Below are 25,296 nucleotides of genomic sequence, written 5' to 3'. Positions count from 1 at the left end.
CACCGGGGCGGGGACCCTGCGCGGGTGGACCGGCCCCGGACACGGGAACGCCCCGCCGGCCAGTGGCCGACGGGGCGTTCCTGTGCTGGTCCGACCGATCAGGTCGGGTCCTTGTCGTTGGCGCCTGCTCGGCTGCCACCGGTGAGACCGGCCTCGCCGGCGTAGGGCCCGTGGCCCTTGCCCGCGTGGGCCTCCATCTCCATCCGGTCCCGCAGGTGCGGGTAGTGCAGCTCGAACGCCGGGCGCTCCGAGCGGATCCGCGGGATCTCGGTGAAGTTGTGCCGCGGCGGCGGAGAGGACGTGGCCCACTCCAGCGAGTTGCCGTGGCCCCAGGGGTCGTCCCGCAGCGCCAGCCGGCCGTGCTTCCACGACTTGACGACGTTGTAGACGAAGGGGATCACCGAGGCACCCAGGATGAACGAACCGATCGTGGAGATCGTGTGCATCGTGGTGAACGACCCGCCACCGTCGGTCGGCAGGTAGTCGGCGTAGCGACGCGGCATGCCCTCGTTGCCCAGCCAGTGCTGGATGAGGAACGTGGCGTGGAAGCCGATGAAGGTCAGCCAGAAGTGCAGCTTGCCGATCTTCTCGTCCATCATGCGGCCGCACAGCTTCGGGAACCAGAAGTACAGGCCCGAGTAGGCGGCGAACACCACGGTGCCGAAGACGACGTAGTGGAAGTGCGCCACGACGAAGTAGCTGTCGTTGACGTGCCAGTCCAGCGGCGGGCTGGCCAGCAGGACACCGGTCAGACCACCGAGCAGGAAGGTGATGAGGAAGCCGACCGCGAACAGCATCGGCGTCTCGAAGGTGAGCTGGCCGCGCCACATCGTGCCGATCCAGTTGAAGAACTTGATGCCGGTCGGGACGGCGATCAGGTACGTCAGGAAGGCGAAGAACGGCAGCAGCACCGCGCCGGTGGCGAACATGTGGTGCGCCCACACCGCGAGCGACAGGGCGGTGATCGCGATCAGCGCGAAGACCATGCCCTTGTAGCCGAACAGCGGCTTGCGGCTGAAGACCGGGATGACCTCGCTGATGATGCCGAAGAACGGCAACGCGATGATGTAGACCTCGGGGTGACCGAAGAACCAGAAGAGGTGCTGCCACAGCATCGGCCCGCCGTTCGCGGCGGTGAAGATCTGCGCACCCAGGTGCCGGTCGGCCAGCAGCGCCATCAGCGCGGCGGTCAGGATCGGGAAGGCGAGCAGGACCAGGATGCTGGTGACCAGCGACGCCCAGGTGAAGATCGACATCCGGAACATCGTCAGACCCGGTGCGCGCAGGCAGATGATCGTGGCGATGAAATTGACGCCACCGAGGATCGTGCCCAGACCACTGACGGCCAGGCCGGCGATCCAGAGGTCACCACCGGCGCCCGGGCTGTGCGCCCCGGTCGACAGCGGGGTGTAGGCGTACCAGCCGAAGTCGGCGGCACCACCGGGGGTCAGGAAGCCGGAGACCGCGATCGCCGAGCCGAAGAAGAACAGCCAGAAGGAGAAGGCGTTCAGCCGGGGGAAGGCGACGTCGGGCGCACCGAGCTGCAGCGGCATGATCAGGTTCGCGAAGGCGAAGAACATGGGCGTCGCGAAGAACAGCAGCATGATCGTGCCGTGCATCGTGACCAGCTGGTTGTACTGCTCGGGCGAGAGGAACTGCAGCTCGGGCCGGGCCAGCTCACCGCGCATCAGCAGGGCCATGAACCCGCCGACGAAGAACCAGATGAACGCCACCGTGGTGTACATCAGGCCGATGGTCTTGTGGTCCGTGGTGCGGAGCAGTCCGAGGAGCCGCGAGCCCTTCTCGGCCTCGTGTGCCGGGCTGGGCCGGCTCACGATCGGGGCGGGTGCGATCGTCACGACCGGAGCTTAGACGGTCCTGCGGGGCTTGACACGGCGGGTTGGGGAGTCGGTGCGGCGCGCCCCGCACGGCGCGCCGGAGACGGTGTCGTGGCCACAAGATCGTGCACCACCGATCGCCGCCGCCGCGCTGGTCAGGGCCGTGGCGGTGGGTGGGGACACGGCGCCGGACCCGCCGGTTCCGAGACCGAGCCGTGACGGTCGACGCGTTTGTGGACCGCGGCCGTCGGGCACCGATGATCTTGCGCTGGACAGTCCAGCGCACGACGGCCACGGCCGTCAGGCACAGGAGGTCTCACATGAGCCTTGGTGGAATCCTTCTGACGATCGTCATCGGCTTCATCGCCGGACTGATCGCCCGCGCCGTGGTCCCCGGCAAGCAGGACCTCGGCATCGTCGCCACCCTCGTCCTGGGGCTCATCGGCTCCGTCGTCGGCAACGGCATCTACAACCTGATCGCGAACGGCAACCTGGAGTTCCGGCCCGGTGGCTGGTGGGCCTCGATCCTCGGCGCCATCCTCGTGCTGTTCGTCTACGTGCTCGCGACCGGCAGCCGGCGCCGCGTCACCCGCTGACGCACGGCCCGCACCGCGGGCACCGCACCACCCGACGAGGGCCCAGCCGATCCGGCTGGGCCCTCGTCGCGCGTCCACGCCCGGTCACCGTCCGCCGCGGCCGACCCGCCAGGTGCTGACGTCGACCGCCACGGTGACCGGCACGGTCCCGGGCAGCCCGGCCACCCGGCCGGCCAGCTCCCCCTCGGCCAGGTGCCGGGCGTGCGGGCCCATACCGACCAGCGTGCGCACCGCGGCGTGGTCGAGGGCCAGCACCTCCCGGTGGACCACGGAGGCCACCGGCTCCAGGTGCGGCTCCAGCGCCGCCGACAGCCGGTCGGCCTTGGCCGGGTCCACGGTGAGCAGGCCCAGTGGTCCGACGAGCTCGGCGAGGTGGTCGGCGGCCGGGGTCACCACGACCAGCCGGCCCTCCGGTGCGAGCACGCGGGCGGTCTCCGCGCCGTTGCGGGGCGCGAAGACCACGAGGACCCGGTCCAGGACCGCGTCCCGCACGGGCCACCCCGCCCAGGAGTCCGCCACCACCGCCATCGCCCGCGGGTGCGCCCGCGCCGCTCGGCGGGCCGCGTACCGCGAGGCGTCCAGCACCACGCCGACGGCGTCCGGCGCCCGGTCGAGCACGCCGGCCAGGTGCGCCCCGGTGCCGCCGCCGAGGTCGAGCAGCGTGCCGGGCGGCGGACCGGCGAGCACCGCGTCGGCGAGTGCGGCGGTGATGCCCGCGTAGTGCCCGGCGGCGAGGAAGTCGGCCCGGTCGGCCACCATCGCCGCGGAGTCACCGGCGTGCGGGCTGCCACCTGCCGGGAGCAACGTCACGTGACCCTGCCGGGCACGGTCGAACGCGTGCCCGGCGGGGCAGCGCAACCCGGACCCGTCGACGACCAGGCCCTGACGGCAGACCGGGCAGGCCAGCACGCCGACCGCGGCGGCCGGCAGCTCCGGCAGCGTCATCGGGTGCGCACCGGCAGCCGGTGCAGGGTGAGCTCCTCGATCCGGCCGCCGTCCAGGACCGCGGTGAGGTACGTGGCGTGCGGTTGCCGGCGCCGGTCGGTGGGTGATCCCGGGTTGAGCAGCCGGAGCCCGCCGGGCGCTCTGGTGTCCCAGGGGATGTGGCTGTGCCCGAACACCAGGAGGTCGGTGTCGGGGAACCGCTCGGCACACCGGCGCTCCCGACCCGCGGCCGCCCCGGTCTCGTGGACGACGGCGACCCGCAGGCCCGCCAGCTCCACCCGGGCCACCTCCGGCAGCCGCTCGCGCAGCGCGCCGTGGTCGTTGTTGCCGTACACCCCCACCAGTCGCCGGGACCGCTGCTCCAGCTCGTCGAGCAGCGCCACGTCGACCCAGTCGCCGGCGTGCACGACGACGTCGGCGTCCTCGACGTGCTGCCACAGTGCGGCCGGGAGGTCGCGGGCCCGCTTGGGCACGTGGGTGTCGGAGAGGAACACCACGGAGATCGGCACGTCGGCATCGTCGCAGTTCGCTACGTTCGACCATCGGCCGACGACACCGCCGGCCCGGACCACGATCGAAGGACCCACGTGAGCAGCTCCACCCCACAGTCCCCGGGCTCCGGCCCCGTCCTGGGCGACGAGCCCTACCCGAAGCGGTGGCTGGCGCTGGGCGTCATCGCCGTGACGGTGCTGATGATCGTGCTCGACGCGACCATCGTGAACATCGCGCTGCCGGCGGTCTCGACCGACCTGGAGATCAGCGCCGCCAACCAGCAGTGGATCGTCACTGCCTACACCCTGACCTTCGGCGGGCTGCTCCTGCTCGGCGGCCGGATCGCCGACTTCTGGGGCCGCAAGCGCACCTACCTGGTCGGCGCCGTCGGCTTCGCGATCGCCTCGGCCATCGGCGGCCTGGCGGTCAACGAGGAGATGCTGTTCGCCGCCCGCGCGCTGCAGGGCGCCTTCGGTGCCCTCCTCGGCCCGGCGTCGCTGGCCCTGCTGACCGTCCTGTTCACCGACGCCGCCGAGCGGGCCAAGGCCTTCGCCGTCTACGGCGCGATCGCCGGCGGTGGGTCCGCGGTGGGCCTGCTGCTGGGCGGGGTGCTCACCGAGTACGCCGACTGGCGCTGGTGCTTCTGGGTCAACGTGCCGGTGGCGCTGTTCGCCGTCCTGGCCGCGATCCGGATCGTGCCGGAGAGCAAGGCCCCCGGTGACGCGAGCTACGACGTCCCGGGTGCGGTGCTGGTGACGGTCGGCCTCGCCTCGCTGGTCTACGGGTTCACCAAGGTGGCGCAGGCCTCGCAGGAGGACCCGGCGGAGAACGCCTGGGCGAACGGCACCGCGCTGACCTTCATCCTCATCGGCCTGGTGCTGGTCGCCGCGTTCGTCGTCGTCGAGTTCAAGGTGCGCAACCCGCTGCTGCCGATGCGGCTGGTGCTCGACCGCAACCGGGGCGGGGCCTACCTGACCTCGACGCTGGTCGGTGCCGGGCTCATCGGGTCGTTCTTCTTCCTGAGCCTGTACTTCCAGGAGGTGCTGGGCTACACCCCGGTCGCGACCGGGTTCGCCTCGCTGCCCACCACCCTCGGTGTGCTCATCGCCGCGGGCGTGGCCAGCGCCCTGGTGCCCAAGATCGGCCCGAAGCCGCTGATGGTGCTCGGTGGCCTGCTCGCCGCGGGTGGCCTGTTCCTGCTGTCCTTCCTGGACGTCGGCTCCTCGTTCTGGGCGATCCCCTTCCCCGGCCAGCTGCTGCTGGGCCTGGGTCTGGGCTTCACCTTCGTGCCGCTGTCGAACCTGGCCCTCGTCGGGATCGGGGCGCACGACGCGGGTGCGGCGAGCGCGGTGCTGCAGGCGGTCCAGCAGATCGGTGCCTCCATCGGGACGGCGCTGCTGGCCACGCTGTCGGTGGGCGCCATCACCGCGGCGCTGACCGACCGCCCGGCCACCGAGCAGGACCCGGTCGCCGGGCTGGAGGCGCAGGTCTCCGGTTACACGACCGCCTTCACCTGGGCCGCCGTCCTGCTGCTCATCGGTGCGGTGGTCTCCGCGGTGCTGATCAAGGCCACCAAGGACGACCTGCCCACCGACGCCCCGGTGCACGCCGGCTGAGGAAGGACCCCCGCGCCCCCCACCACTCGCACGCTCGTGGCGGGGCCCTGCGAGGGGGCCGAGAACGGACGCCCGTCTCCCCCTCGGGGAGGCGGGCGTCCGTCACTCGTGGACGGGCGACTCGTGGCCGCGGTGCGCGGGCGACTCGAGCTGGAAGGTGCAGTGGGAGAGGTCGAAGTGGCCGCCCAGGCACGCGGACAGGGCGTCGAGCACCCGGCCACCGTGCCCCTCCGCCAGGACGTCGTCGTGCACTACCACGTGCGCCGACAGCACGGGCAGCCCCGAGGTGATGGTCCAGGCGTGCAGGTCGTGCACCGCCAGGACGCCGGGGACGCCGAGCACGTGCACCCGGACGTCGTCCAGGTCGACGCCGCGGGGGGCGGCCTCGAGCAGCACGTCGAGCGCCTCGCGCAGCAGCGACCAGGCCCGCGGGAGCACGAGGGCGCCCACGGCGAGCGAGGCGACGACGTCCGCGCCGGTCCAGCCCGTGGTGGCGATGACGACGGCGGCGACGATGACCGCCACCGAACCGAGCGCGTCACCGACCACCTCGAGGTAGGCGCCGCGGGTGTTCAGCGACTCCCCCTGCTTGGCGTGCAGCAGCGCCAGCGACCCGACGTTGACGACCAGGCCGACGATCGCGACACCGAGCATCCAGCCGGAGTCGATGTCGGGTGGGTCGCCGATCCGCCGGACGGCCTCGACGACGACATAGACCCCGACGCCGAGCAGCAGCAGCCCGTTGGCCACCGCGGCGAGGACCTCGAGGCGCTGCAGGCCAAAAGTGCGCCGGCCGCGGGCGGGCCGCTGGGCCAGGGTGACCGCAGTGAGCGCCATGCCGATGCCGAGGGCGTCGGTGGCCATGTGGGCGGCGTCGGCGAGCAGGGCCAGCGAGCCGGAGACGAGCGCGCCGACGACCTCGAGGACGAAGACGCTGCCGGTGGCGGCCAGGACGACGGCCAGCCGGCGCCGGTGCCCGGCCGCCGCGGTGCCGGAGCCGTGCTCCGCCCCGTGACGGTGCCCCGCACCGTGGTCGTGCCCCATCGCCAGCTCCCTCACCGTCCGGACGTCTGACATGCAGGATGCCGCATGTCAGACCAGGACGCCAGGATCTCCCACCCGTTGCCGTCGCCCCAGCCCGGGTCGGACCCTCGTCCCGCAGTGGGGGGCGAGGGTCGGGCCCCCTCGCAGGGGCCCGCCGCGAGCCTGCGAGCGATGGAAGGGCGAGGGGTCCTCCCTCAGACGGTGACGCCGCGCTCCTGCAGCCACGGCACGGGGTCGACCCGGGTGCCCTCGATGCCGCCGACGTGCACCTCGAAGTGCAGGTGCGGCCCGGTGGACTGCCCGCGGTTGCCCAGCAGCGCGATGGTGTCGCCGGCGTGCACGCGCTGCCCCTCGGCCACCAGGATCTCCTGCATGTGCCCGTAGACGGTGACGTCACCGTTCTCGTGCTGGATGTACACGGCCAGACCGAACCCGCTGGCGGCTCCGGCGCGCACGACCACGCCGTCCATGGCGGCGTACTCGGGGGTGCCGATCGGGGCGGCGAAGTCGATGCCGGCGTGCAGCGTCCCCCACCGCATGCCGAACCCGCTGGTGAGCCGAGCACCCTGCACGGGCAGCACGGCCTCGGGGCGCGCGGCCTCGGCGGCGGCAGCAGCGGCGGCGACCGCGGCGTCGGAGGCGACCCGGTCGGCGTCGGCCTGGACCCGGGCGGCGGCGGCCTGCTCGTCCTCGCGCTCGGCCCGGGTGGCCAGCAGCTGCTGCAGGCGGGAGGTCGCCACCTCCCCGGTCAGCGCGGGCTGCTCGGCCTGCACGAGGCCCAGCTCGGACGCGACGCTGACCGGCTGGTCGGCGTCGGCGGCGCGGGCGACGTCCACCGGGTCGCCGGCCGCGGTCAGCGCCAGACCGGCGACGCCCAGGAGGGCTGCGGTCACCAGCAGCCGCGGGCGGCCGAGCGACGGACGGCTGCCGTGCCGGCGTCGTCCGGTGGCCGGGTGGGCGACCACCGGCTCCTTGGCGACCGCGGCCTGCTCGGCCACCGGGCGGGCGGCCCCGGCGGCGAGCAGCGCGTCGACGTCGAGGGCGAGCGGCCACGCGTCGGTGCGGCCGGACGCCGTGGCGCCGACCGCCAGCGGCCAGCTGTCGGAGCCCGGGTCGACGGTGCGGCCGGAGGCCGGGCAGGTGCTGGCGGCGCTCAGCGGCGAGGTGCTCCGCACCCGGCGGGAGCGCCGGGTGAGGCCGCGCACGAGGGTCGGGACGGGCGCCGGCGCCGGCACCTCGGGGCTCGTGGGCGACGGGGCGGCAGCGGGGCCACCGGCCTGGACGGCGCCGTGGCGCGTCGTCCCGTCGTCGTCGAGCCGGGCGAGATGTTGCGGGTCCATGCACCTGTCTTCCGTCGGCGGCGAGCTCGGGCGGGGCCCATGTAAACACGACGTGACCGGTTCGTGATCTACGAACAGGGGCATGCACACGTGGTCAAGTGGCCAGCGTCACAACACTTACTGCCAAATGGGCACCGTCCGTCACGGCATGACTGCCGGCGGTTCGTGCGTCGAACGCGCCGGTCGGGGTAGGTGGACACCACACGCACCGGAGCCGTCCCCGCTGACCACCGTCGCGGACCCCCCCGGTGCCACCCGAGACCGAGGAGCACCCCCATGCGCGCAGTGACCTGGCACGGCCGGGACGACGTCCGCGTCGACACCGTCCCCGACCCGACCATCCAGGACCCGACCGACGTCATCGTGGAGATCACCTCCAGCGGCATCTGCGGCTCCGACCTCCACCTCATCGAGGTGATGGCACCGTTCATGTCCGTCGGTGACGTCATGGGCCACGAGCCGATGGGGATCGTGCGCGAGGTCGGCGCCGGGGTGACCGAGCTCAAGGAGGGCGACCGCGTCGTCGTCCCGTTCAACATCTCCTGCGGCACCTGCTGGATGTGCAACCAGGGACTGCAGAGCCAGTGCGAGACCACGCAGAACCGCGAGCAGGGCTACGGCGCCTCGCTGTTCGGCTACACCAAGCTCTACGGCCAGGTCCCCGGTGGCCAGGCCCAGTACCTGCGGGTGCCCTTCGGCAACACGCTGCCGATCAAGGTCCCGCACGGCCCGGCCGACGACCGGTTCGTCTACCTCTCCGACGTGCTGCCCACCGCATGGCAGGCCGTGCAGTACGCCAACGTCAAGCCCGGCAGCACCGTGCTCGTCCTGGGCCTGGGCCCGATCGGTGACATGGCCACCCGCATCGCCCAGCACCTGGGCGCCGAGCTGGTCCTCGGCGTCGACGACGTCCCGGAGCGCGTCGCCCGGGCCCGCGCCCACGGGGTCGAGGTGCACGACGGCACGAAGAAGGCCGACGTCCTGGCCTGGGCGCAGGACAAGACGGCCGGCCGCGGGCCGGACGCCGTCATCGACGCCGTCGGCATGGAGGCGCACGGCTCGCCGGTCGCCGAGTTCGCCCAGAAGGCCACCGCCCTGGTGCCGGACAAGGTGATGGAGAAGGTGATGCAGGTCGTCGGCATCGACCGGATGGCCGCGCTGAACACCGCCATCGACGTCGTCCGCCGCGGCGGCACCATCTCGCTGTCCGGCGTGTACGGCGGGGCCACCGACCCGCTGCCCCTGATGCGCATGTTCGACAAGCAGGTCGAGCTGCGGATGGGCCAGGCCAACGTGTGGCGCTGGGTGCCCGACATCCTGCCGCTGCTCACCGACGCCGACCCGCTGGGCGTCGACGGGTTCGCCACGCACCACGTGTCGCTGGAGCAGGCGCCGCAGGCCTACGAGACCTTCCGGCAGAAGCAGGACGGCGCGATCAAGGTGCTGCTGCAGCCCTGACCTGCAGGTCCACGGGCCGCGCACGGGACGACGTCCTGGCGCGGCCCGTGGCGTGTCCGGCGGACGTGACCAGCCTCATGCGGGTCACAGGCAGCGGATGCGGCCGGACTGCTCTTGTCTGGAACGGGGAGTCGTCCCCTTCTCCCCCGCGCCGCCCCTGAGGAGCCCCACCGTGCCCCGCGCCCTGCTCGCACTCGCCATCGGCGCCTTCGGCATCGGGACGTCGGAGTTCGTGATCATGGGGATGCTGCCCCAGGTCGCTGCCGAGTTCTCCGTCTCGGTGGCCGCCGTCGGGATCCTCATCAGCGCCTACGCCCTCGGGGTGGTGCTCGGCGCGCCGACGCTGACCGCGCTCGGGGTGCGGTTCACCCCGCGGCAGACGCTGATCGCGCTGATGGTGGTGTTCACCGTCGGCAACGCACTGTCCGCCCTGGCCCCCAGCTACGAGACCCTGATGGCCGCCCGGGTCATCACCGCGCTGGCGCACGGCTCGTTCTTCGGGGTGGGTGCCGTCGCCGCCCGCGCGCTGGTGCCCAGGGAGAAGGGCACCCAGGCGATCTCGCTGATGTTCGTGGGACTGACGCTGGCCAACGTCGTCGGCGTCCCGATCGGCACGTTCGTGGGCCAGGAGGTGAGCTGGCGGCTGGTCTTCGCCGGCGCCGGGGTGATCGGGCTGCTGACCATCGGCGGGCTGGTCGCGTGGATGCCGCGGGTCGCCGGCGCGCCCACCGACCTGCGGCAGGAGCTGGGCGCATTCCGCCGGCGCCAGGTCTGGACGACCCTCGCGGTGACCACGATCGGCTTCGCGGCCCTGTTCTCCGTGTACAGCTACATCACCCCGATCCTCACCGACCTGTCCGGCGTCCCCGAGGGGGCGGTGCCCTTCCTGCTCGCGCTCTTCGGCGTGGGCACCACCGTGGGCACGCTGCTCGGCGGCCGGCTGGGCGACCGGTACGGCTTCGTCTTCGTCACCGTCGGACTGCTCGCGACCGCGGCCCTGCTGGTCGTGTTCACCTTCGTGGTGGTCGTGCCCGTCGTCGCCGTCGTCCTGCTCGTGCTGTTCGGCGCCATCACGTTCTCCGGCGGGCCGGTGGTGCAGAACCGGGCCATCGAGGCCGCGCAGGTGCAGGGCGGCAGCCTGGTGTCCGCGGCCAACCAGGGCGCGTTCAACGCCGCCAACGCCCTCGGCGCCGCGCTCGGCGCAGCCACCCTGGACGCCGGCTGGGGCTACCGCGCCCCCATGTGGGTCGGCGCCGTCCTGGCGCTGCTGGGCGCCGTCCTGTCGGTGGCGGTGGTGCGCGACCAGCGGGCCGAGGCCGCGCGCGAGTCCGCGCGGGTCGAGCCGGCGACCACCGCCGCGGTCCGCGCCGCCTGACCGTGTGCGAGCCCGCCGTGCGCGGGTAGGCACCGGCCATGACCACTCCGACAGCCGAGTCCTCCGGCCAGTTCGCCCTCGGCGACCGCACGGTGCACCGCATCGGCTACGGCGCCATGCAGCTCTCCGGCCCGCACGTCATGGGCCCGCCCGCCGACCGGGACGGCGCCGTGGCCGTGCTGCGCCGCGCGGTGGAGCTGGGCGTCGACCACATCGACACCAGCGACTACTACGGCCCGCACGTGACCAACGAGATCATCCGCGAGGCGCTGCACCCCTACGCCGACGACCTGACGATCGTCACCAAGGTCGGCGCCCGCCGGACGCCGGACGGCCAGTGGCCCGAGGCACTGGGCGCCGATGAGCTGCGCCAGGCGGTCCACGACAACCTCGACCACCTCGGCGTGGACGCCATGGACGTGGTCAACCTGCGGATGCCCGGGTTCGCCGAGCCGGTGCAGCGCTCGATGGCCGAGCCGATGGAGACCCTCGCCGCGCTGCAGCAGGAGGGGCTGGTCAAGCACATCGGCGTCAGCAACGTGACGCTGCAGATGTACGCCGAGGCGAAGTCGATCGCCCCGGTGGTGTGCGTGCAGAACCACTACAACCTGGTCAACCGCAGCGACGACGCCATGGTCGACGCGCTGGCCCGCGAGGGCGTGGCCTACGTGCCGTTCTTCCCGCTCGGTGGGTTCAACCCGCTGCAGTCCGCGGCGCTGGAGTCGGTGGCCCGCACGCTGGAGACCACGCCGATGGAGGTCGCGCTGGCCTGGCTGCTGGCCCGCTCCCCCAACCTGGTGCTGATCCCCGGCACCAAGTCGATCGCGCACCTGGAGCAGAATCTCGAGGCGGCCATGCGCCGGCTCGGGCCGGTGGAGATGGCGGAGCTGGACCGCATCGGCGGCGACGGCACCCTCGACCCCGACCTCTGACGCCTGCGCGTCCAGCAGTGACCAGGTGACCTGGTCGACGGCTGTCCCCCCGCACCGACGCTGGTGCGGGAGGACAGCCGTCGGCGCGGGGGACGACGTCAGCGGTGTCGGAGGACCGCGTCTGCGCGGTCAGCGGACGGAGCGGATCCGGTTGGTCGACACCGCGCCCAGCACCGTGACGGTGCCGGCCACCGCGAACAGCACGCCGTAGCCGCCCAGCTCGCCGATCACCAGGCCGGCCAGCAGCGGGGCCAGTGCCTGCGGGGCGACCAGCGCCACGTTCATCACCCCGAGGTCACCGGCCGGGGTGCGCGCGTCGGGCAGCACCTCGGTCACCAGCGCCTGGTCGACGGAGGTGTAGGCCCCGTAGCCGGCGCCCAGCAGCAGCCCGGCGACCAGCGCGCTCGGCCAGCTCGGGGCGACCACCAGCACGAGACAGGCCAGCGCCTGCAGGACGGCGGCCCCGGCCACGAACGGGCGCCGCCGGCCGAGCCGGTCCGACAGCACCCCGCCGCCCCAGGAGGTGGCGATGGTGGCGACCAGGTAGACGACGGTCAGCTGCAGCAGTGCGCCGTCCGGGTCGGGCACCTGCAGGTCGTCGGTCAGGAAGTACAGCAGGTACGTCGTCCCGAGCGCGTTGCCCAGGTTGACCAGCAGCCGGCCGGCGAACGCCCACCGGTAGTCCCGGTCCCGCGACGGGTCCCGGTCGGCGCCGGTCACCGGCAGCGGCGCGGGGACGACGTCGCGGGACCGCACCAGCCACGGCAGCGCCCCGGCCACCAGCACGACCGCCAGCGCCAGGTACCCACGACCGGCCCGTGCCGGGTCCTCGCCGGCGCCGGCGGCGGTCACCAAGCCCAGCCCGACCACGATGCCCAGCGCCTGCGGTCCGTAGACGGCCGCCGAGACCGCGCCCCGCCGTCCCGGGGGGACCTGGTCGGCGATGGTCGCGGTGAGCCCCGTCATCGCGGCGTACAGGCCCAGCTGGGCGACCAGCCAGCCGGCCGCGACCGCCGGCCAGCTGCCGGCCGCCCCGGTGGCGAGCAGCCCGGCCGCGTAGACCAGCACGCCACCGCCGACCCACGACCGGCGGCGGCCGAACGGGCTGCGGGTGCGGTCGCACAGCGCGCCGAACACCGGCAGGGCGAGCAGCGCGGCGAGTCCGGCGAGCCCGTTGACCAGGGCGAGGTCCCGCACCTTGTGGGCGGGGTCCAGTCCGGCCAGCTGCACCGGGAGCAGCAGCTGGACCGGTCCGAGCTGCGCGGCCCACAGCCCGAGCCAGATCACCGCGAAGCGCGCGGTCCAGCCGCGGCCGACCAGCGGCGCGGCAACGGCGTCGGTCGGCGTCACGCCACCCCAGCCGTGCCCAGCACCCGGTCCAGGTGGGCGTTGCCGAGCAGCCCGGTGGGGTCGAGCCGGTCGCGCAGCGCGACGAACTCGTCGAAGCGGGGGTACAGCTCGCGCAGGTCGGCAGAGCCGAGGCCGTGCAGCTTGCCCCAGTGCGGCCGCCCGCCGACGGCCCGGGCGATCGCCTCGAACGCGGCGAAGTACTCCCCCGGCTCGCTGCGCGCCGGCACGTGCACGGCGATCCACGCCGTCGGACGGTCCGCGGCCGGGGACAGCGGGACGTCGTCGGCGGCGGCGTACCGGACCTCGACCGGGAACGGCACCCGCCAGCCGCTCGCGGCGACCGTCCGGTGCAGCTCGCGGAGCACCTCGGCCGCGGCCTCCCGGGGGACGGCGTACTCCATCTCCCGGAACCGCACCCGGCGGCGGGCGACGAAGACCCGGTGCGCGACGTCGGTGCGCTCGCCGCCGGCCATGCCGGCGGCCGCGAGCCGGGCCAACGGCGGGACCAGCGCCGGCACCGCCCGGCCGGCGGCCACCACCGCCCCGAACGCGGCGTTGCCGACCACCTCGTCCTCCCAGACCATCCGCCAGCGCGGGGGCGGGGCCGCCTCGGCCAGCGGCACCCGGGTGTTGCGCAGGGTGGTGCACCGTTCGGTGTGCGGGAACCAGTAGAACTCGACGTGGTCGGTGGAGGTCATGACCGCGTCGAGATCGGCGAGCAGGTCGGGCAACCGCGCCGGGGCCTCGACGGCGTGCAGCGCGAACGCCGGCACCGTCTGCAGGGTCACCGTGCTGAGCACGCCCAGCGCGCCCAGCCCGACCCGGGCGGCGGAGAACACGTCCGGGTGCTCCTCCGGCGAGCAGTGCAGCACCGGGCCGTCGGCGAGCACGAGCTCCAGTGCCCGGACGGAGCTGGCGATGCCACCGAACCGCGCGCCGGTGCCGTGCGTGCCGGTGGACACCGCACCGGCGATGGTCTGCCGGTCGATGTCGCCCAGGTTGGTCAGCGCCCGGCCGTGCGCGGCCAGCTCGCGGTTCAGCCGGTGCAGCGGGGTGCCGGCCCGCACGGTCGCCCGGCCCGCGTCGTCGACGTCCACCACCCCGGCGTGCCGGTCGAGCACCAGCTGCACCTGCTCGGGGACCCCGATGCCGGAGAAGGAGTGCCCGCTGCCGATCGGTCGGACCCGCCGACCGGAGGCAGCGGCCGCGGCGACCACGGCGGCGATCTCGCCGGTGCCCGACGGGTGCTCGACGGTGAGGCCGGTGGCCGTCTGGTTGCCGGCCCAGTTGCGCCACTCGTCGTTGCCCGGCACGGTGCACTCCCTCCTGAGACGGCGGGTCGCAGGAGGAGGCCCGCGACGGGGTGGACGGGACGCTGCCCGGTCCCGCTGATCCTCCCCCGACCGGGCCGTTGTCCGCCGCAACACCCGCCCGAGCCGGGTGCCGCGCGCCGGCAGGTCTCAGCGGGCGCGCTGGACCCGGCCCTCGTCGAAGACCGGCTCGGGCGTCTCGCGCACCTGCCCGTCGGAACCGAAGACCAGGAAGCGGTCGAAGGTGCGGGCGAACCAGCGGTCGTGGGTCACCGTGATCACCGTGCCGTCGAAGGCGCCGATCGCGGCCTCCAGCGACTCCGCGCTCAGCACGTCGAGGTTGTCGGTGGGCTCGTCGAGCAGCAGCAGCGTCGCCCCGGACAGCTCCAGCAGCAGCACCTGGAACCGGGCCTGCTGCCCACCGGACAGCGACCGGAACAGCTGGTCACCCGAGGGCGCCAGGCCGTAGCGGCGCAGCGTGGCCATCGACCGGCCGCGGTCGATGCCGGGCCGGTCGCCCTCGCCGTGCCACAGCAGGTCGACCAGGGTCCTGTCCAGCCACTCCGGGTGGGCGTGGGTCTGGGCGAAGAAACCGGGGACGACGCGCGACCCGAGCTTCCAGCCGCCGGTGTGCGCGACGTCCTGACCGGCCAGCAGCCGCAGGAAGTGCGACTTGCCCGCGCCGTTGGAGCCCAGCACCGCGACCCGGTCGCCGTACTCGATCTCCACGTCGAAGGGCTTCATCAGCCCGGTGAGCTGGAGCTGCTCGGCCATCACCACCCGGACGCCGGTGCGCCCGCCGCGCAGCCGCATCTGCACCTGCTGGTCCGGCGGCCGCTCCGGGGGCGGGCCGGCGGCCTCGTACTTGGCCAGCCGGGTCTGCATCGCGTGGTAGCGGGCGGCCATGTCGGGTGAGTTCTTGGCCAGCTGCTGCATCGTGCGGGTCAGGTCGATGAGCCGCTCGTGCTCCTCGTCCCAGCGCTTGCGCAGGTCGGCCATCCGCTCGTGCCGGGCCGCCCGCGCCTCCGGGTAGGTCGCCCAGGTGCCGGCGTGCACCCACGCCGTCCCGCCCTCGACGGTGACCACGCGGTCGGCGACCCGGTCGAGGAGCTCGCGGTCGTGGGTGACGAACAGGACGGTCTTGCGGGTCTCCAGCAGCCGCTCCTCCAGCCACCGCTTGCCCGGGACGTCGAGGTAGTTGTCCGGCTCGTCGAGCAGCAGCACCTGGTCGGGGCCGCGGAGCAGGCACTCCAGCGCCAGCCGCTTCTGCTCACCGCCGGAGAGGCTGTTGAGCCCGCGGTACTTGCAGTCCTCGTAGGGCATGCCGAGGGCGGCGACGGTGACGGTGTCCCAGGTGACCTCGACGTCGTACCCGCCGACGTCGCCCCAGGTGCCCAGCGCGTGGGCGTAGGCCATCTGGGTGGGCTCGTCGTCGTCCTCCATCATCGCCAGCTCGGCGGCCTCCACGGCGTCCCAGGCGGCGCGGACGGCGGGCGGGGCGAGGTCGACGAGGAAGCGCTGCACGGTGGTGTCGTCGCGGACCGAGCCGATGAACTGGCGCATGATGCCCAGCCCGCCGACGAGTGCGACCGAGCCGGCGTCCGGCACCAGGTCGCCGCTGATGATCCGCAGCATCGTGGTCTTGCCGGCGCCGTTCTCACCGACCAGCGCGGCGATCGCACCCTCGCCGACCCGGAAGGCCACGTCGTCGAGCAGCACCCGCCCGTCCGGCAGCGTGAGCCGGACACCGGTGACGTCGAGGTAGCCCATGCCCCCAGTCTCCCGGACGGCGCAACCAGCTACGCGCGGCCGGCCGAGTGGGCAGTCGGCGTCGTCCGGCTGGGCGTGTCCGGCCGTGTCAGCGACCGCAACTGCCCACTCGGCTGCACGCCGCACCAGTCGGCGGGGAGGTCAGAGCAGCGAGCCGAGCAGGACCGCGCCGGCGGCGAGCAGCATCGCGGCCACGATGACGCCGGCGACCAGCCGCTGACGACGTCGTCCGTCCGGCCCCAGGTTCCCCATCCCCATCACGTGGCGGCCTCGTCCCGAGGCCCGCCGCGAGCCTGCGAGTGGTGAGGAGGACGAGGTCCTTCTGCCATGCCCATCACCCGCACAACGGTAGTGCTCAGCCGACCGGGACCGTCCCGGCGCGCTCGCGGCGGAACTGCCCGGCGGTCACCGGGGCGTGGCGGCTGGGGCCGGCAGCGGCGGTGGGCAGCTGCTCGACGACCGTCAGCGGGTCGGGCTCGGCGCTGTACTCCAGCGACAGCAGCTCCTCGCCCGGCGCCTCCACCGGGGGCGGCAGCACGCGGTGCGGCGCCGACCGCCACCGGTCGCCGGTCCAGCGGGCGAGCAGGTCGCCGGCGGCGACGGTCAGCGCGCCGGGCACCGACGGGACGTCGACCCACTCCTCGTCCAGCGTCTGCACCTGCAGGCAGCCCAGCCCCGGCTCGCGGTCGGCCAGCACGAGCGTGCCGGGGTCGGTGTGCGCGGCGATCCGCATCTGCCCGGGTGCCACCGGCCCGACGGCCTGCCGCGCCGGGTACCAGGTGAGGTCGGCGTGCCAGGTGCGGCCGGTGCAGCGGGACACGAAGAAGTCGGCGTCCAGGTCCAGGGCGAGGGCGAGCACCCGCAGCAGCTCGTCGGCCACGGCCGCGCAGCACCGGGTGAACGCCGTCGCCGCCGTGCGCAAGCAGGGGGTGCCGGCCGGCCAGGCGTTGGGGCCGAACCACTCCTCCTCCTCCGTCCCGAGCAGCTCGGCGGGCACCTCCTCCGCGCCGAAGCCGAAGGACTCGCGCAGGTCGGCCGCGGCGCCACCGCCGGGCGGCACCCACCCGCGGCCGCCCGGGAAGGTGGCCAGCTCGGTCTTGACCGCGGTCGGCTCGGCGAAGAACAGCCGGGCCTCCTCGCGCACGCAGCCGGTGAGCGCCGGGCTGAGCGGGTGGCCGGTGACGAGCAGGACCCCGACCTCGCACAGCGCGCGGTCGACGTCCGTGGCCACCTGCCGGCGGCCGTCGGGGTCGCCGGCGTACCAGGGCGTCAGGTCGACCAGCGGGACGGCGGGCATCGTCCGGTCCGGAACGGTCACGACGTGCACGCTAGGGACGACGCGTTGCCACCGGATGACACGGCGGTGACACCTGCGCCCGGACTGTCGTCCCCCACTGCCAGGGTGTGCGGATGGACGAGCTCTCTCTGCTGCGGATGGCCGCCCAACGGCTGGTCGGGCCGCCGGCGGCCTCCCCGGTGGAGGCAGTGCGCCTGCTGACCGCGGTGCAGGGCCAGGACCTGCCCGGTGCGCTGCTGTCGGTGGCGCTGCGCAGCGGCAGCACCCGCGCGCAGGTCACCGCGGCGCTCGACGACGGCAGCGTCGTCCGGTCCTGGCCGATGCGCGGCACGCTGCACCTGACCGCTGCCGAGGACCTGCCGTGGCTGCTGGACCTGCTCACCGAGCGGGCCGTGCGCGGGGTCGAGAAGCGCCGCGCGATCGTGGAGCTGACCGAGGCCGACGTCGAGCGGGCCCGCGAGGTGGCGGTCGGCGCGCTCACGGGCGGCGGCGCGATGAGCCGGGCGGAGCTGCTCGCGGTGCTGGCGGCCGCCGGGGTGCCGACGAGCGGGCAGCGCGGCTACCACCTGCTGTGGTGGCTGTCCCAGACCGGGACGCTGGTCATGGGCCCCACCCGGGACGGCGACCAGCTGTTCGTGCTGCTCGACGAGTGGGTGCCCGCACCCCGCCGCCTGGCGCGGGAGGAGGCGCTGGGCGAGCTGGTGCTGCGCTACTTCCGCGGCCACGGGCCGGCCACCGTGAAGGACCTCACCCGCTGGGCGTACTGCACCGTCGGGGACGTGAGGGCCGGCCTCGTGCTGGTGCGCGACCAGCTGGAGACCTACGTCGTCGACGGCACCGAGCACCTGATGGACCCCGGCACCCCGCAGCGCCTGGCCGCGGCGCGGGCCGAGGCCGAGGGCGTCCACCTGCTGCCCGGCTTCGACGAGCTGGTGCTGGGCTACGCCGACCGCAGCTGCACGGTGCCCGCCGAGCACGCCCAGCGCATCGTGCCGGGCGGGAACGGCGTCTTCCGGCCCACCGTCGTCTCCGCCGGCCGGGCGGTGGCCACCTGGCGCACCGGGCGCGGGAGGACACGGCCGGTCGAGGTCGAGCCGTTCGGCGAGCTCGCACCCGGGCTCACCGCCGTGGTCGAGGAGCGGTACGCCGCCCTGCCGTGAGGTTGCAGCGCACAACTCGGGGCAAGGACCTGCACATGGAGTACACCCGTCTCGGCACGACCGGCCTGCAGGTCTCCCGGATCTGTCTCGGCATGATGAGCTTCGGCGACGCGTCCCGCGGCGGTCACCCGTGGGCCCTGCCCGAGGACGAGAGCCGCGTCCTCATCGAGAAGGCCCTCGCCGCCGGCATCACCTTCTTCGACACCGCCAACGTCTACTCGGCCGGCTCCAGCGAGGAGATCACCGGCCGTGCGCTGGGGGACTTCGCCCAGCGCGAGGACGTCGTCCTGGCCACCAAGGTGTTCAACCGCATGCGCCCGGGCCCCAACGGCGCCGGGCTGTCCCGCAAGGCCATCATCGCCGAGCTCGAGGCCAGCCTCACCCGGCTGGGCACCGACTACGTCGACCTCTACCAGGTCCACCGCTGGGACCCGGCCACCCCGATCGAGGAGACCCTCGAGGCGCTGGACTCCGCCGTCCGTTCGGGCAAGGTGCGCTACCTGGGCGCCTCGAGCATGTGGGCCTGGCAGTTCAGCAAGGCGCTGCACCTGGCCGGCGAGCACGGGTGGCACCGCTTCGTCTCCATGCAGGACCACTACAACCTGCTCAACCGCGAGGAGGAGCGGGAGATGCTGCCGCTCTGCGTCGACGAGGGCATCGGCGTCATCCCGTGGAGCCCGCTGGCCCGCGGCCGGCTGACCCGCGACTGGGACTCCAGCACCAACCGCTCGGAGACCGACGAGTTCGGCAGCAAGCTGTACAACGACGGTGACCAGGTGATCGTCGAGCGGGTGGCCCAGGTCGCCGAGGCGCGCGGCGTGTCCCGGGCCCAGGTCGCGCTGGCCTGGGTGCTGAGCAAGCCGGTGGTGTCGGCCCCCATCGTCGGTGTCACCAAGGACCACCACCTCGACGACGCCGTCGCCGCCGTCGACCTGGTGCTGACCGCGGAGGAGATCGCCACCCTCGAGGAGCCCTACACCCCGCACGCGGTCGTCGGCTTCCAGTGAGCGGGCTCGCGCGCCGGACGTGACCTGCGTCCACGACGGCAGGCAGGGGTGTCGGCGACGATGGACGTCGTGGCCGGCACCCCCTCCCCGCTCCGCCGGATCGCCCCGCACCTGCTCGGCCCGCCGGTCCCCCCGCTCGCCTTGCTGTGGGCGGCCAACGGACGGCGGGCGCTGTCGGCCGGCTGCTGCGTGGCCGGCCCGCTGGCCCTCGGGCTGGCGCTCGGCCACCCCGGCCCGGGGTCGGCCGCAGCCCTCGGCGGCTTCACCGCCGTCTACGGCCACGCCCTCCCCTACCGCCGCCGGGCCGGGGTCTCCGCGGGCGCCGGGCTCGCCGTCGTCGCCTCGATCGCGCTCGGCGGGCTCAGCGGTGGGCACCCGGTGGTCCTGGCCCTGACGCTGGGGCTGATCGCCGCCGCGGCCACCGCCGGGGCCGCCGTCTGGCGGGTGGGACCGCCCGGGGCGCTGCCCCCGGTCCTGGTCGCCGGCAGCGCCAGCGCGCTGGGCTCGGGCGCCGAGGCGGTCGCCCAGCACGTCGCGGCCGCGGCCGCCGCCGCAGTGCTCAGCTGGCTGGTGGTCATGCTGCCGTGGCTGTGGGACCCGGCCGGCCCCGAGCGCCGCGCCCTGCAGGCTGCTGACGCCGCGGTCGGCCGGGCGGAGTCCGGGGCACCCGGCTCCCCCGGTGCCCTCGCCCGGGCGGTGCGGGTCGCGGTCACGGCGGCGGCCGGTGGCAGCCGCCGGCGGTCCTCGCTGCTCCCCGCCGCCGACGCCGTCGAGACCCGGTTCTTCCGCGCCCTCCCCCCGGTCGACCCGGCGGCCGCCGCGGCCGGGACGCTGCCGGCGGGGCCGCCGCCCCGGGTCCCGCTGTGGGCCGAGACCGCCGCCCGCATCGGCCTCGGCGTCGCCCTGGCCGGGCTGGTCGCCGCGGCGGTCGGCCTGCCCAGCCCCTACTGGGCGGCGACGTCGGCGGTCGCGGTGCTGCTGGGCACTGACGCCCGGCACACCCGGGCCCGCGCCTTCCACCGGGTGACCGGCACGCTGGCCGGGACGGGCATCGCCGCCCTCGTCCTCGCCCTCCGGCCGCCGACCGCGGTCACCGTCGCACTGGTCGCCGTCCTGCTGGTCTGCGTCGAGCTGCTCATCGCCTCGCAGTACGTCCTCGCCGTCACCTGCCTGACCCCGGTGGCGCTGCTGCTGGTGCACCTGGGTGCCCCCGCTGCCCCGGAGGCGACGCTCATCGTGGCGCGGATCGAGGAGACGGTGCTGGGCATGGCCGTCGCGCTGGCGGTCGGGCTGCTGCTCCTCCCCCGGGCCGGCAGCCGCCGGCTGCCCCGGGCCGTCACGGCCACCGCCGACCGTGCGGTCGCCGCCGTCCGGGCGGACCCGGGGTCGGCAGCCGACCGCGCGCTGCACGACGAGCTGGTCGCCCTGGCCGACGTGGCCGGGGCCGCGCGCGCCGAGCTGTTCCCCGCCCGGGACGCCGACGCCTGGCTGCACCGGTCCCGCCAGGTGGCCGACCTGGGCTGGGCCCTGCTCGGTGCCCGCGCGCGGGAGGACGGCGTCCTCGCCGAGGCGGTCGCCGCACGGATCCGCCGCGACCTGCTCAGTCCTCGATGACGTCCAGGCCCTGCTCGCGCAGCGCCGCCAGCCGGTCGAGCATGTGCTGGACCACCTCAGGCGGGTGCCCGTGCCAGTCCGCGACCTCACCGACGACGCGCAGCGGCGACCGGGTGCGGTAGGACTCCGTCGGGTTGCCCGGGAAGCGCTTGTCGGTCACGTTCGGGTCGTCCTCGAAGGGGCCGAGCGGTTCCACGACGTACACGCGCCCGCGCTCGGCGCTGCCGGCCAGCGCGGTCGCGAGCTCCGCGCCCCAGGCGGCGGTCTCCTCCAGCTCGGTGAAGTAGACGTGGTGCATCACCCGGCCGGGCTGGAAGTTCGACTCCCGGCCCGGCACCAGCTCGTCGCCGACCTGCAGCACCGCCTTCGTCCCGTGCAGGAACGGCCCCGCCACGTGGTCGCAGTGCTCGTAGGTGACCGGCACCCGGGTGCTGCCCTCGTCCATACACGGCTCCCCTCGCCGCTGGACACCGTAGGGGTCAGGCGGGCAGGCCGACCAGGTCCGCCGACAGCTCCCACAGCTCGGCGGCCCGGACGTCGTCGCGGGCGGAGGGGGCCGTGAGCGTGCGGCTGCGGTGCGCGTGGTGGGCGCCGTTGCGCCACCCCTCGTCGGCGGTCGCCAGCCAGACGAGGGTGTCCGCGCCCTGGGCCGGGGTGCGCAGGAAGGCCACCAGCGGGCTGCGGAACAGCAGTCCGGTCACCCCGCCGGCCGACCGGCCGAAGGACGTCGCCACGCCGCCGGGGTCGAAGCAGGTGGCGGTGACCTCCGGTGCCCACCGCCGGGCCAGCTCGCGGGTGAACAGGACGTTGCACCACTTCGCGCGGGCGTAGGCGCGGTTGGCCACGTACGGCGGCGGTGACTGCACCGCCTCGGCGAGGTGCCCGCGCCGGGTGACCCCGCCCCAGTGCGCGAACGACGAGGTGGTCACCACCCGGCCGCGACTCGCGCGCAGCTGCGGCTCGAGCAGCCGGGTGAGCAGGTAGGGAGCCAGGTGGTCGACCTGGAAGGTGCGCTCGTGGCCGTCGACGGTCAGCTCACGCCGGGCGAACGAGGCGCCGGCGTTGTTGACCAGCACGTCGACCCGGGGCAGCTCGGCCAGCTGCGCGGCGAGCCGGCGGACGTCGTCGAGCCGGGCGAGGTCGGCGGTCAGCGCGCGGGCGCCGTCCAGCTCGGCGGCCACGGCAGCGGTCCGCTCGGGCGACCGGCCGACGACGACCACCTCCGCGCCGGACCGGTGCAGCCGGCGGGCGGCCGCCGCCCCGATGCCGTCGCTGGCACCGGTGACGACGACGACCGGCCCGCCATCGCTGCTCAGTGCGCGCGCTCGACGAGGAAGACGGGGATCTCCCGCGTCGTCTTCTGCTGGTAGTCGGCGTAGTCGGGGTAGGCCGCCACGGCCCGCTCCCACCAGACCGCCCTCTCCTCGCCGGTCAGCTCACGGGCCACGCCGTCGATCACCGTGTCGCCGTCCTGCACGGTCACCTGGTCGGGGTGCGCCTTGAGGTTGAAGTACCAGGTGGGGTGGGTCGGGGCGCCGCCCTGCGAGGCGACCATCGCGTAGGCGCCGTCGTGCTCGACCCGCATGAGCGGGTTCTTCCGGAGCTTCCCGCTCTTGGCGCCGCGGGTCGTGTAGACCACGACCGGCTCGGTGCGGCCCGGCAGGGTGTTGCCCTCGCGCCCGCCGGTGCGCTCGTAGAGCTCCACCTGGTCGCGGACCCACTGCTCCGGGCTGGGGACGTACTCACCGTCGAGAGGCATGCCCCGACCCTAGGACGCCGCCCGCCGGCCGGCACACCGCCGGGGTGCGGCCGGGCCGGGACGACGGCAGAGTGTCCGGGACCCCGCCGGACGACGCACCACGAGGAGCACGCGTGCAGCCCACACCGCCCGCACCCCGGGTCGTCGTGCGCGGCCAGGCCGTCACCGAGGTGCCCCCCGACGCCGCGGACCTGACCGTCACCCTGGAGGTCCGCGACCGCCGCCGCGACACCGCGCTGACCCGGCTGACCGAGCGGCAGCAGGCGCTGACCGACCTGCTCGAGGCAGCCCGCGGCGACCTGGCCGGGGTGACCACCGACGCGGTCGCCGTCTACCCGGAGGCCGGTGACGGCAGCCGGGTCAGCGGGCACGTCGCGGTGACCACGACGCGCGTGCGGATGGCCGACGTGGCGGCGGCCGGCGAGCTCGCGGTGGCCGTCGCGACGCTGCCCGACACCTCGCTGCACGGTCCGCACTGGCGGGTCAGCCGGGGCCACCCGGTGCACCAGCAGGTGCGCAGCGACGCGGTCGCCGACGCGGTGGCCCGGGCCCGGGCCTACGCTGCTGCGCTGGGCTGCCGGCTGACCGGGCTGGTCGAGGTGCGCGACGTGGACACCCACGGCGGCGGCTCGGGCCAGGCATTCGCGCTGGCGCCCGGCAGGGCCCGGCTGGACCTGCAGCCGGCACCGCAGGAGGTGCACGGGCAGGTCGAGGCCACGTTCACGATGTCCGTCCCCGACCAGGAGGTCTTCACCCGATGAGGTTCCGCGAGAGCGGTGGTCTGGACACCTCCAACGTCCAGGACCGGCGCGGCAGTGGTGGCGGCGGGGTCGGCGGCCGCGGGCTGGCCGTCGGCGGCGGTGGGCTGGGCCTGGTGGGCGTCATCGTCGTCGTCCTGATCCAGGTGCTCGGCGGTGGCGGCACCGACACCTCCTCGCTCGGCGGCCTGAGCGGGCTGGGCGCCCAGCAGGGCGGCCAGGCCTACGACAACAGCCGGCTGCAGTCCGCCTGCGACGAGGCGGCCGACGCGAACACCTCGGTCGAGTGCGCCGTCGTCGCCGACATCGACTCGATCCAGGACTACTGGGGAGGGGTCCTGGGCGCGCGCTACCAGCCCGTGGACACGATCTTCTTCTCCGACCAGGTGCAGACCGCCTGCGGTGCAGCCAGCAGCGGCACCGGCCCCTTCTACTGCCCCGGGGACCAGCAGGTCTACATCGACCTGACCTTCTTCGACGACCTGACGACCCGGTTCGGGGCCGAGGGCGGCGCGTTCGTCAACGCCTATGTGCTCGCCCACGAGTACGGGCACCACGTGCAGAACCTGCTCGGCATCAACGACCAGGTGCAGCCCGGCGACGCCGGCCCGACCAGCGGCAGCGTCCGGCTCGAGCTGCAGGCCGACTGCTTCGCCGGCACCTGGGCCGACCACGCCGAGACGGTCCCGGACGAGACCGGCCAGCCGCTGGTCGTCGACATCACCGACGACGACATCTCCCGCGCCCTGGACACCGCCGGGCGGATCGGCGACGACTTCATCCAGGAGAACCTGGGCGGCGGCAGGGTCGACGAGAGCTCGTTCACGCACGGCTCCTCCGAGCAGCGGCAGAAGTGGTTCACCGCCGGCTACACCACCGGCGACCCGAGCCGGTGCGACACCTTCGCCACCGACGACCTGGGCTGAGGGAAGTCAGCGGACGCCGGCCGGGTTGCCGCAGGACATGACGACTCTCGGCATCATCGGCGCCGGCCACATCGGCACCGCGCTCGCCCAGGCAGCCCTCGACGCCGGTCACGACGTCGTGATCAGCAACTCCCGCGGCCCGGAGACGCTCACCGACCTGGTGTCCGCCCTGCAGGCGCGTCCCGGCCGGCAGGGTGAGGTGCGGGCCGACACCTCGGCCGGCGCGGCCTCCGCGGCCGACCTCGCGGTGGTCACCATCCCGCTCACCGCCGTGCCCGACGTCCCGGTCGAGCCGCTGGCGGGCAAGGTCGTGATCGACACGAACAACTACTACCCGCAGCGCGACGGCCAGATCGCCGAGCTCGACGACGAGTCGACGACGACCGCCGAGCTGCTGCAGGCCCACCTGCCCACCTCGCGGGTGGTCAAGGCCTTCAACCACATCGGCTCCGCCGACATCACCGCCGACGCCACCCCGACCGGCACCCCGCACCGCCGCGCACTCGTGGTGGCCGGGGACGACGAGGCGGCGAAGGCACAGGTGAGCGCGTTCATCGACGCCATCGGCTTCGACGTCGTCGACCTGGGCCCGCTCGCCGAGGGCTGGCGGATCCAGCGGGACACCCCCGGTTACGGCGGCAAGCTGGACGCCGAGGGCCTGCGCGCGGCCACCGCGGCCGCGAAGCGCTACCGCAACATGTGAGCCACC

At 74.3% G+C, this 25,296-nt stretch carries 23 protein-coding genes; 11 read left to right on the top strand and 12 right to left on the bottom strand.

The window, feature by feature from the left end:
* Positions 1–98: 98 nt before the first annotated feature.
* A complete protein-coding gene (gene ctaD, locus KUM42_RS16330; protein ID WP_237493585.1) occupies positions 99–1,859 on the bottom strand; it encodes a cytochrome c oxidase subunit I in 1,761 nt (586 codons plus the stop codon).
* Between the two features lie 299 nt (positions 1,860–2,158).
* Between ctaD and KUM42_RS16325 the strand changes: the two genes are divergently transcribed.
* The gene (locus KUM42_RS16325) at positions 2,159–2,434 is read left to right on the top strand and encodes a GlsB/YeaQ/YmgE family stress response membrane protein (RefSeq protein ID WP_237493584.1); all 276 of its coding nucleotides are present in this window, start codon (positions 2,159–2,161) and stop codon (positions 2,432–2,434) included.
* Between the two features lie 84 nt (positions 2,435–2,518).
* Here KUM42_RS16325 and KUM42_RS16320 read toward each other — a convergent pair whose 3' ends face one another.
* A complete protein-coding gene (locus KUM42_RS16320) occupies positions 2,519–3,379 on the bottom strand; it encodes a putative RNA methyltransferase (protein WP_237493583.1) in 861 nt (286 codons plus the stop codon).
* Complete coding sequence (locus KUM42_RS16315; protein ID WP_237493582.1) at positions 3,376–3,888, bottom strand: metallophosphoesterase; 513 nt, start codon at positions 3,886–3,888, stop codon at positions 3,376–3,378. Before KUM42_RS16315 ends, KUM42_RS16320 begins: the two co-directional genes overlap by 4 nt.
* A gap of 78 nt (positions 3,889–3,966) precedes the next feature.
* On the opposite strand from KUM42_RS16315, the gene KUM42_RS16310 reads away from it, so the two are divergent.
* Positions 3,967–5,487, top strand: coding sequence for an MFS transporter (locus KUM42_RS16310; protein WP_237493581.1), 1,521 nt, complete (start codon positions 3,967–3,969; stop codon positions 5,485–5,487).
* Between the two features lie 102 nt (positions 5,488–5,589).
* Here the strand turns inward: KUM42_RS16310 and KUM42_RS16305 are convergent, their stop codons facing one another.
* Together KUM42_RS16305 and KUM42_RS16300 are read right to left on the bottom strand one after the other, a co-directional pair.
* A complete protein-coding gene (locus KUM42_RS16305) occupies positions 5,590–6,531 on the bottom strand; it encodes a cation diffusion facilitator family transporter (RefSeq protein ID WP_237493580.1) in 942 nt (313 codons plus the stop codon).
* A 194-nt stretch (positions 6,532–6,725) separates the two neighbouring features.
* Entirely contained in the window at positions 6,726–7,871 is a 1,146-nt protein-coding gene (locus KUM42_RS16300) for a M23 family metallopeptidase (RefSeq protein ID WP_237493579.1), read from the bottom strand.
* 276 nt (positions 7,872–8,147) lie between these two features.
* Here KUM42_RS16300 and KUM42_RS16295 point away from each other — a divergent pair, with 276 nt between their 5' ends.
* From KUM42_RS16295 to KUM42_RS16285, 3 genes are all read left to right on the top strand, one after another.
* Positions 8,148–9,329 carry an alcohol dehydrogenase catalytic domain-containing protein gene (locus KUM42_RS16295; RefSeq protein WP_237493578.1) on the top strand — a complete coding sequence of 394 codons (1,182 nt, stop codon included), beginning with the start codon at positions 8,148–8,150 and terminating at the stop codon, positions 9,327–9,329.
* Between the two features lie 172 nt (positions 9,330–9,501).
* A complete protein-coding gene (locus KUM42_RS16290; protein WP_237493577.1) occupies positions 9,502–10,704 on the top strand; it encodes an MFS transporter in 1,203 nt (400 codons plus the stop codon).
* Between the two features lie 38 nt (positions 10,705–10,742).
* Positions 10,743–11,636, top strand: coding sequence for an oxidoreductase (locus KUM42_RS16285; protein ID WP_237493576.1), 894 nt, complete (start codon positions 10,743–10,745; stop codon positions 11,634–11,636).
* 129 nt (positions 11,637–11,765) lie between these two features.
* On the opposite strand, the gene KUM42_RS16280 is transcribed toward KUM42_RS16285, so the two are convergent.
* The 4 genes from KUM42_RS16280 to KUM42_RS16265 form a co-directional block, all read right to left on the bottom strand.
* Positions 11,766–12,986: an MFS transporter gene (locus KUM42_RS16280; protein WP_237493575.1), complete on the bottom strand. Its 1,221-nt coding sequence runs from the start codon at positions 12,984–12,986 to the stop codon at positions 11,766–11,768.
* A complete protein-coding gene (locus KUM42_RS16275; protein WP_237493574.1) occupies positions 12,983–14,299 on the bottom strand; it encodes a D-arabinono-1,4-lactone oxidase in 1,317 nt (438 codons plus the stop codon). The genes KUM42_RS16280 and KUM42_RS16275 overlap by 4 nt, the downstream gene beginning before the upstream one ends.
* A 147-nt stretch (positions 14,300–14,446) precedes the next feature.
* Positions 14,447–16,066, bottom strand: a complete 1,620-nt coding sequence (locus tag KUM42_RS16270) for an ABC-F family ATP-binding cassette domain-containing protein (RefSeq protein ID WP_237493573.1) — start codon at positions 16,064–16,066, stop codon at positions 14,447–14,449.
* Positions 16,067–16,421: 355 nt separating this feature from the next.
* Positions 16,422–17,384, bottom strand: a complete 963-nt coding sequence (locus KUM42_RS16265) for an isopenicillin N synthase family oxygenase (RefSeq protein ID WP_237493572.1) — start codon at positions 17,382–17,384, stop codon at positions 16,422–16,424.
* Positions 17,385–17,476: 92 nt separating this feature from the next.
* Between KUM42_RS16265 and KUM42_RS16260 the strand changes: the two genes are divergently transcribed.
* The 3 genes from KUM42_RS16260 to KUM42_RS16250 all read left to right on the top strand — a co-directional run bounded on the left by KUM42_RS16260 (position 17,477) and on the right by KUM42_RS16250 (position 21,144).
* Positions 17,477–18,523 carry a winged helix DNA-binding domain-containing protein gene (locus KUM42_RS16260; protein ID WP_237493571.1) on the top strand — a complete coding sequence of 349 codons (1,047 nt, stop codon included), beginning with the start codon at positions 17,477–17,479 and terminating at the stop codon, positions 18,521–18,523.
* Positions 18,524–18,558: 35 nt separating this feature from the next.
* On the top strand, positions 18,559–19,530 hold the full coding sequence (locus KUM42_RS16255) for an aldo/keto reductase (protein ID WP_237493570.1): 972 nt from the start codon (positions 18,559–18,561) through the stop codon (positions 19,528–19,530).
* Between the two features lie 69 nt (positions 19,531–19,599).
* Positions 19,600–21,144: an FUSC family protein gene (locus KUM42_RS16250; protein ID WP_237493569.1), complete on the top strand. Its 1,545-nt coding sequence runs from the start codon at positions 19,600–19,602 to the stop codon at positions 21,142–21,144.
* Here KUM42_RS16250 and arr read toward each other — a convergent pair.
* The 3 genes from arr to KUM42_RS16235 are packed head-to-tail and all read right to left on the bottom strand — an operon-like array spanning position 21,131 to position 22,903.
* On the bottom strand, positions 21,131–21,589 hold the full coding sequence (gene arr / locus KUM42_RS16245; protein WP_237493568.1) for an NAD(+)--rifampin ADP-ribosyltransferase: 459 nt from the start codon (positions 21,587–21,589) through the stop codon (positions 21,131–21,133). The two genes, KUM42_RS16250 and arr, sit on opposite strands and share 14 nt — an antisense overlap.
* A 34-nt stretch (positions 21,590–21,623) precedes the next feature.
* Positions 21,624–22,553, bottom strand: coding sequence for an SDR family NAD(P)-dependent oxidoreductase (locus tag KUM42_RS16240; RefSeq protein ID WP_237493567.1), 930 nt, complete (start codon positions 22,551–22,553; stop codon positions 21,624–21,626).
* Entirely contained in the window at positions 22,457–22,903 is a 447-nt protein-coding gene (locus tag KUM42_RS16235) for a nitroreductase family deazaflavin-dependent oxidoreductase (RefSeq protein ID WP_237493566.1), read from the bottom strand. The genes KUM42_RS16240 and KUM42_RS16235 overlap by 97 nt, the downstream gene beginning before the upstream one ends.
* Positions 22,904–23,016: 113 nt before the next feature.
* Here KUM42_RS16235 and KUM42_RS16230 point away from each other — a divergent pair, with 113 nt between their 5' ends.
* The 3 genes from KUM42_RS16230 to KUM42_RS16220 are packed head-to-tail and all read left to right on the top strand — an operon-like array spanning position 23,017 to position 25,290.
* The gene (locus KUM42_RS16230) at positions 23,017–23,664 is read left to right on the top strand and encodes an SIMPL domain-containing protein (RefSeq protein WP_237493565.1); all 648 of its coding nucleotides are present in this window, start codon (positions 23,017–23,019) and stop codon (positions 23,662–23,664) included.
* A complete protein-coding gene (locus tag KUM42_RS16225) occupies positions 23,661–24,587 on the top strand; it encodes a neutral zinc metallopeptidase (protein WP_237493564.1) in 927 nt (308 codons plus the stop codon). The genes KUM42_RS16230 and KUM42_RS16225 overlap by 4 nt, the downstream gene beginning before the upstream one ends.
* Positions 24,588–24,624: 37 nt before the next feature.
* Complete coding sequence (locus tag KUM42_RS16220) at positions 24,625–25,290, top strand: NADPH-dependent F420 reductase (RefSeq protein WP_237493563.1); 666 nt, start codon at positions 24,625–24,627, stop codon at positions 25,288–25,290.
* Positions 25,291–25,296: the final 6 nt, after the last annotated feature.

The sequence above is a fragment of the Modestobacter sp. L9-4 genome (genome assembly GCF_019112525.1).
In the GTDB taxonomy this organism is placed as follows: Bacteria; Actinomycetota; Actinomycetes; order Mycobacteriales; family Geodermatophilaceae; genus Modestobacter.
The sequence above is the reverse complement of the archived record's forward strand: the minus strand, read 5'-3'. Positions and strand labels throughout refer to the sequence as shown.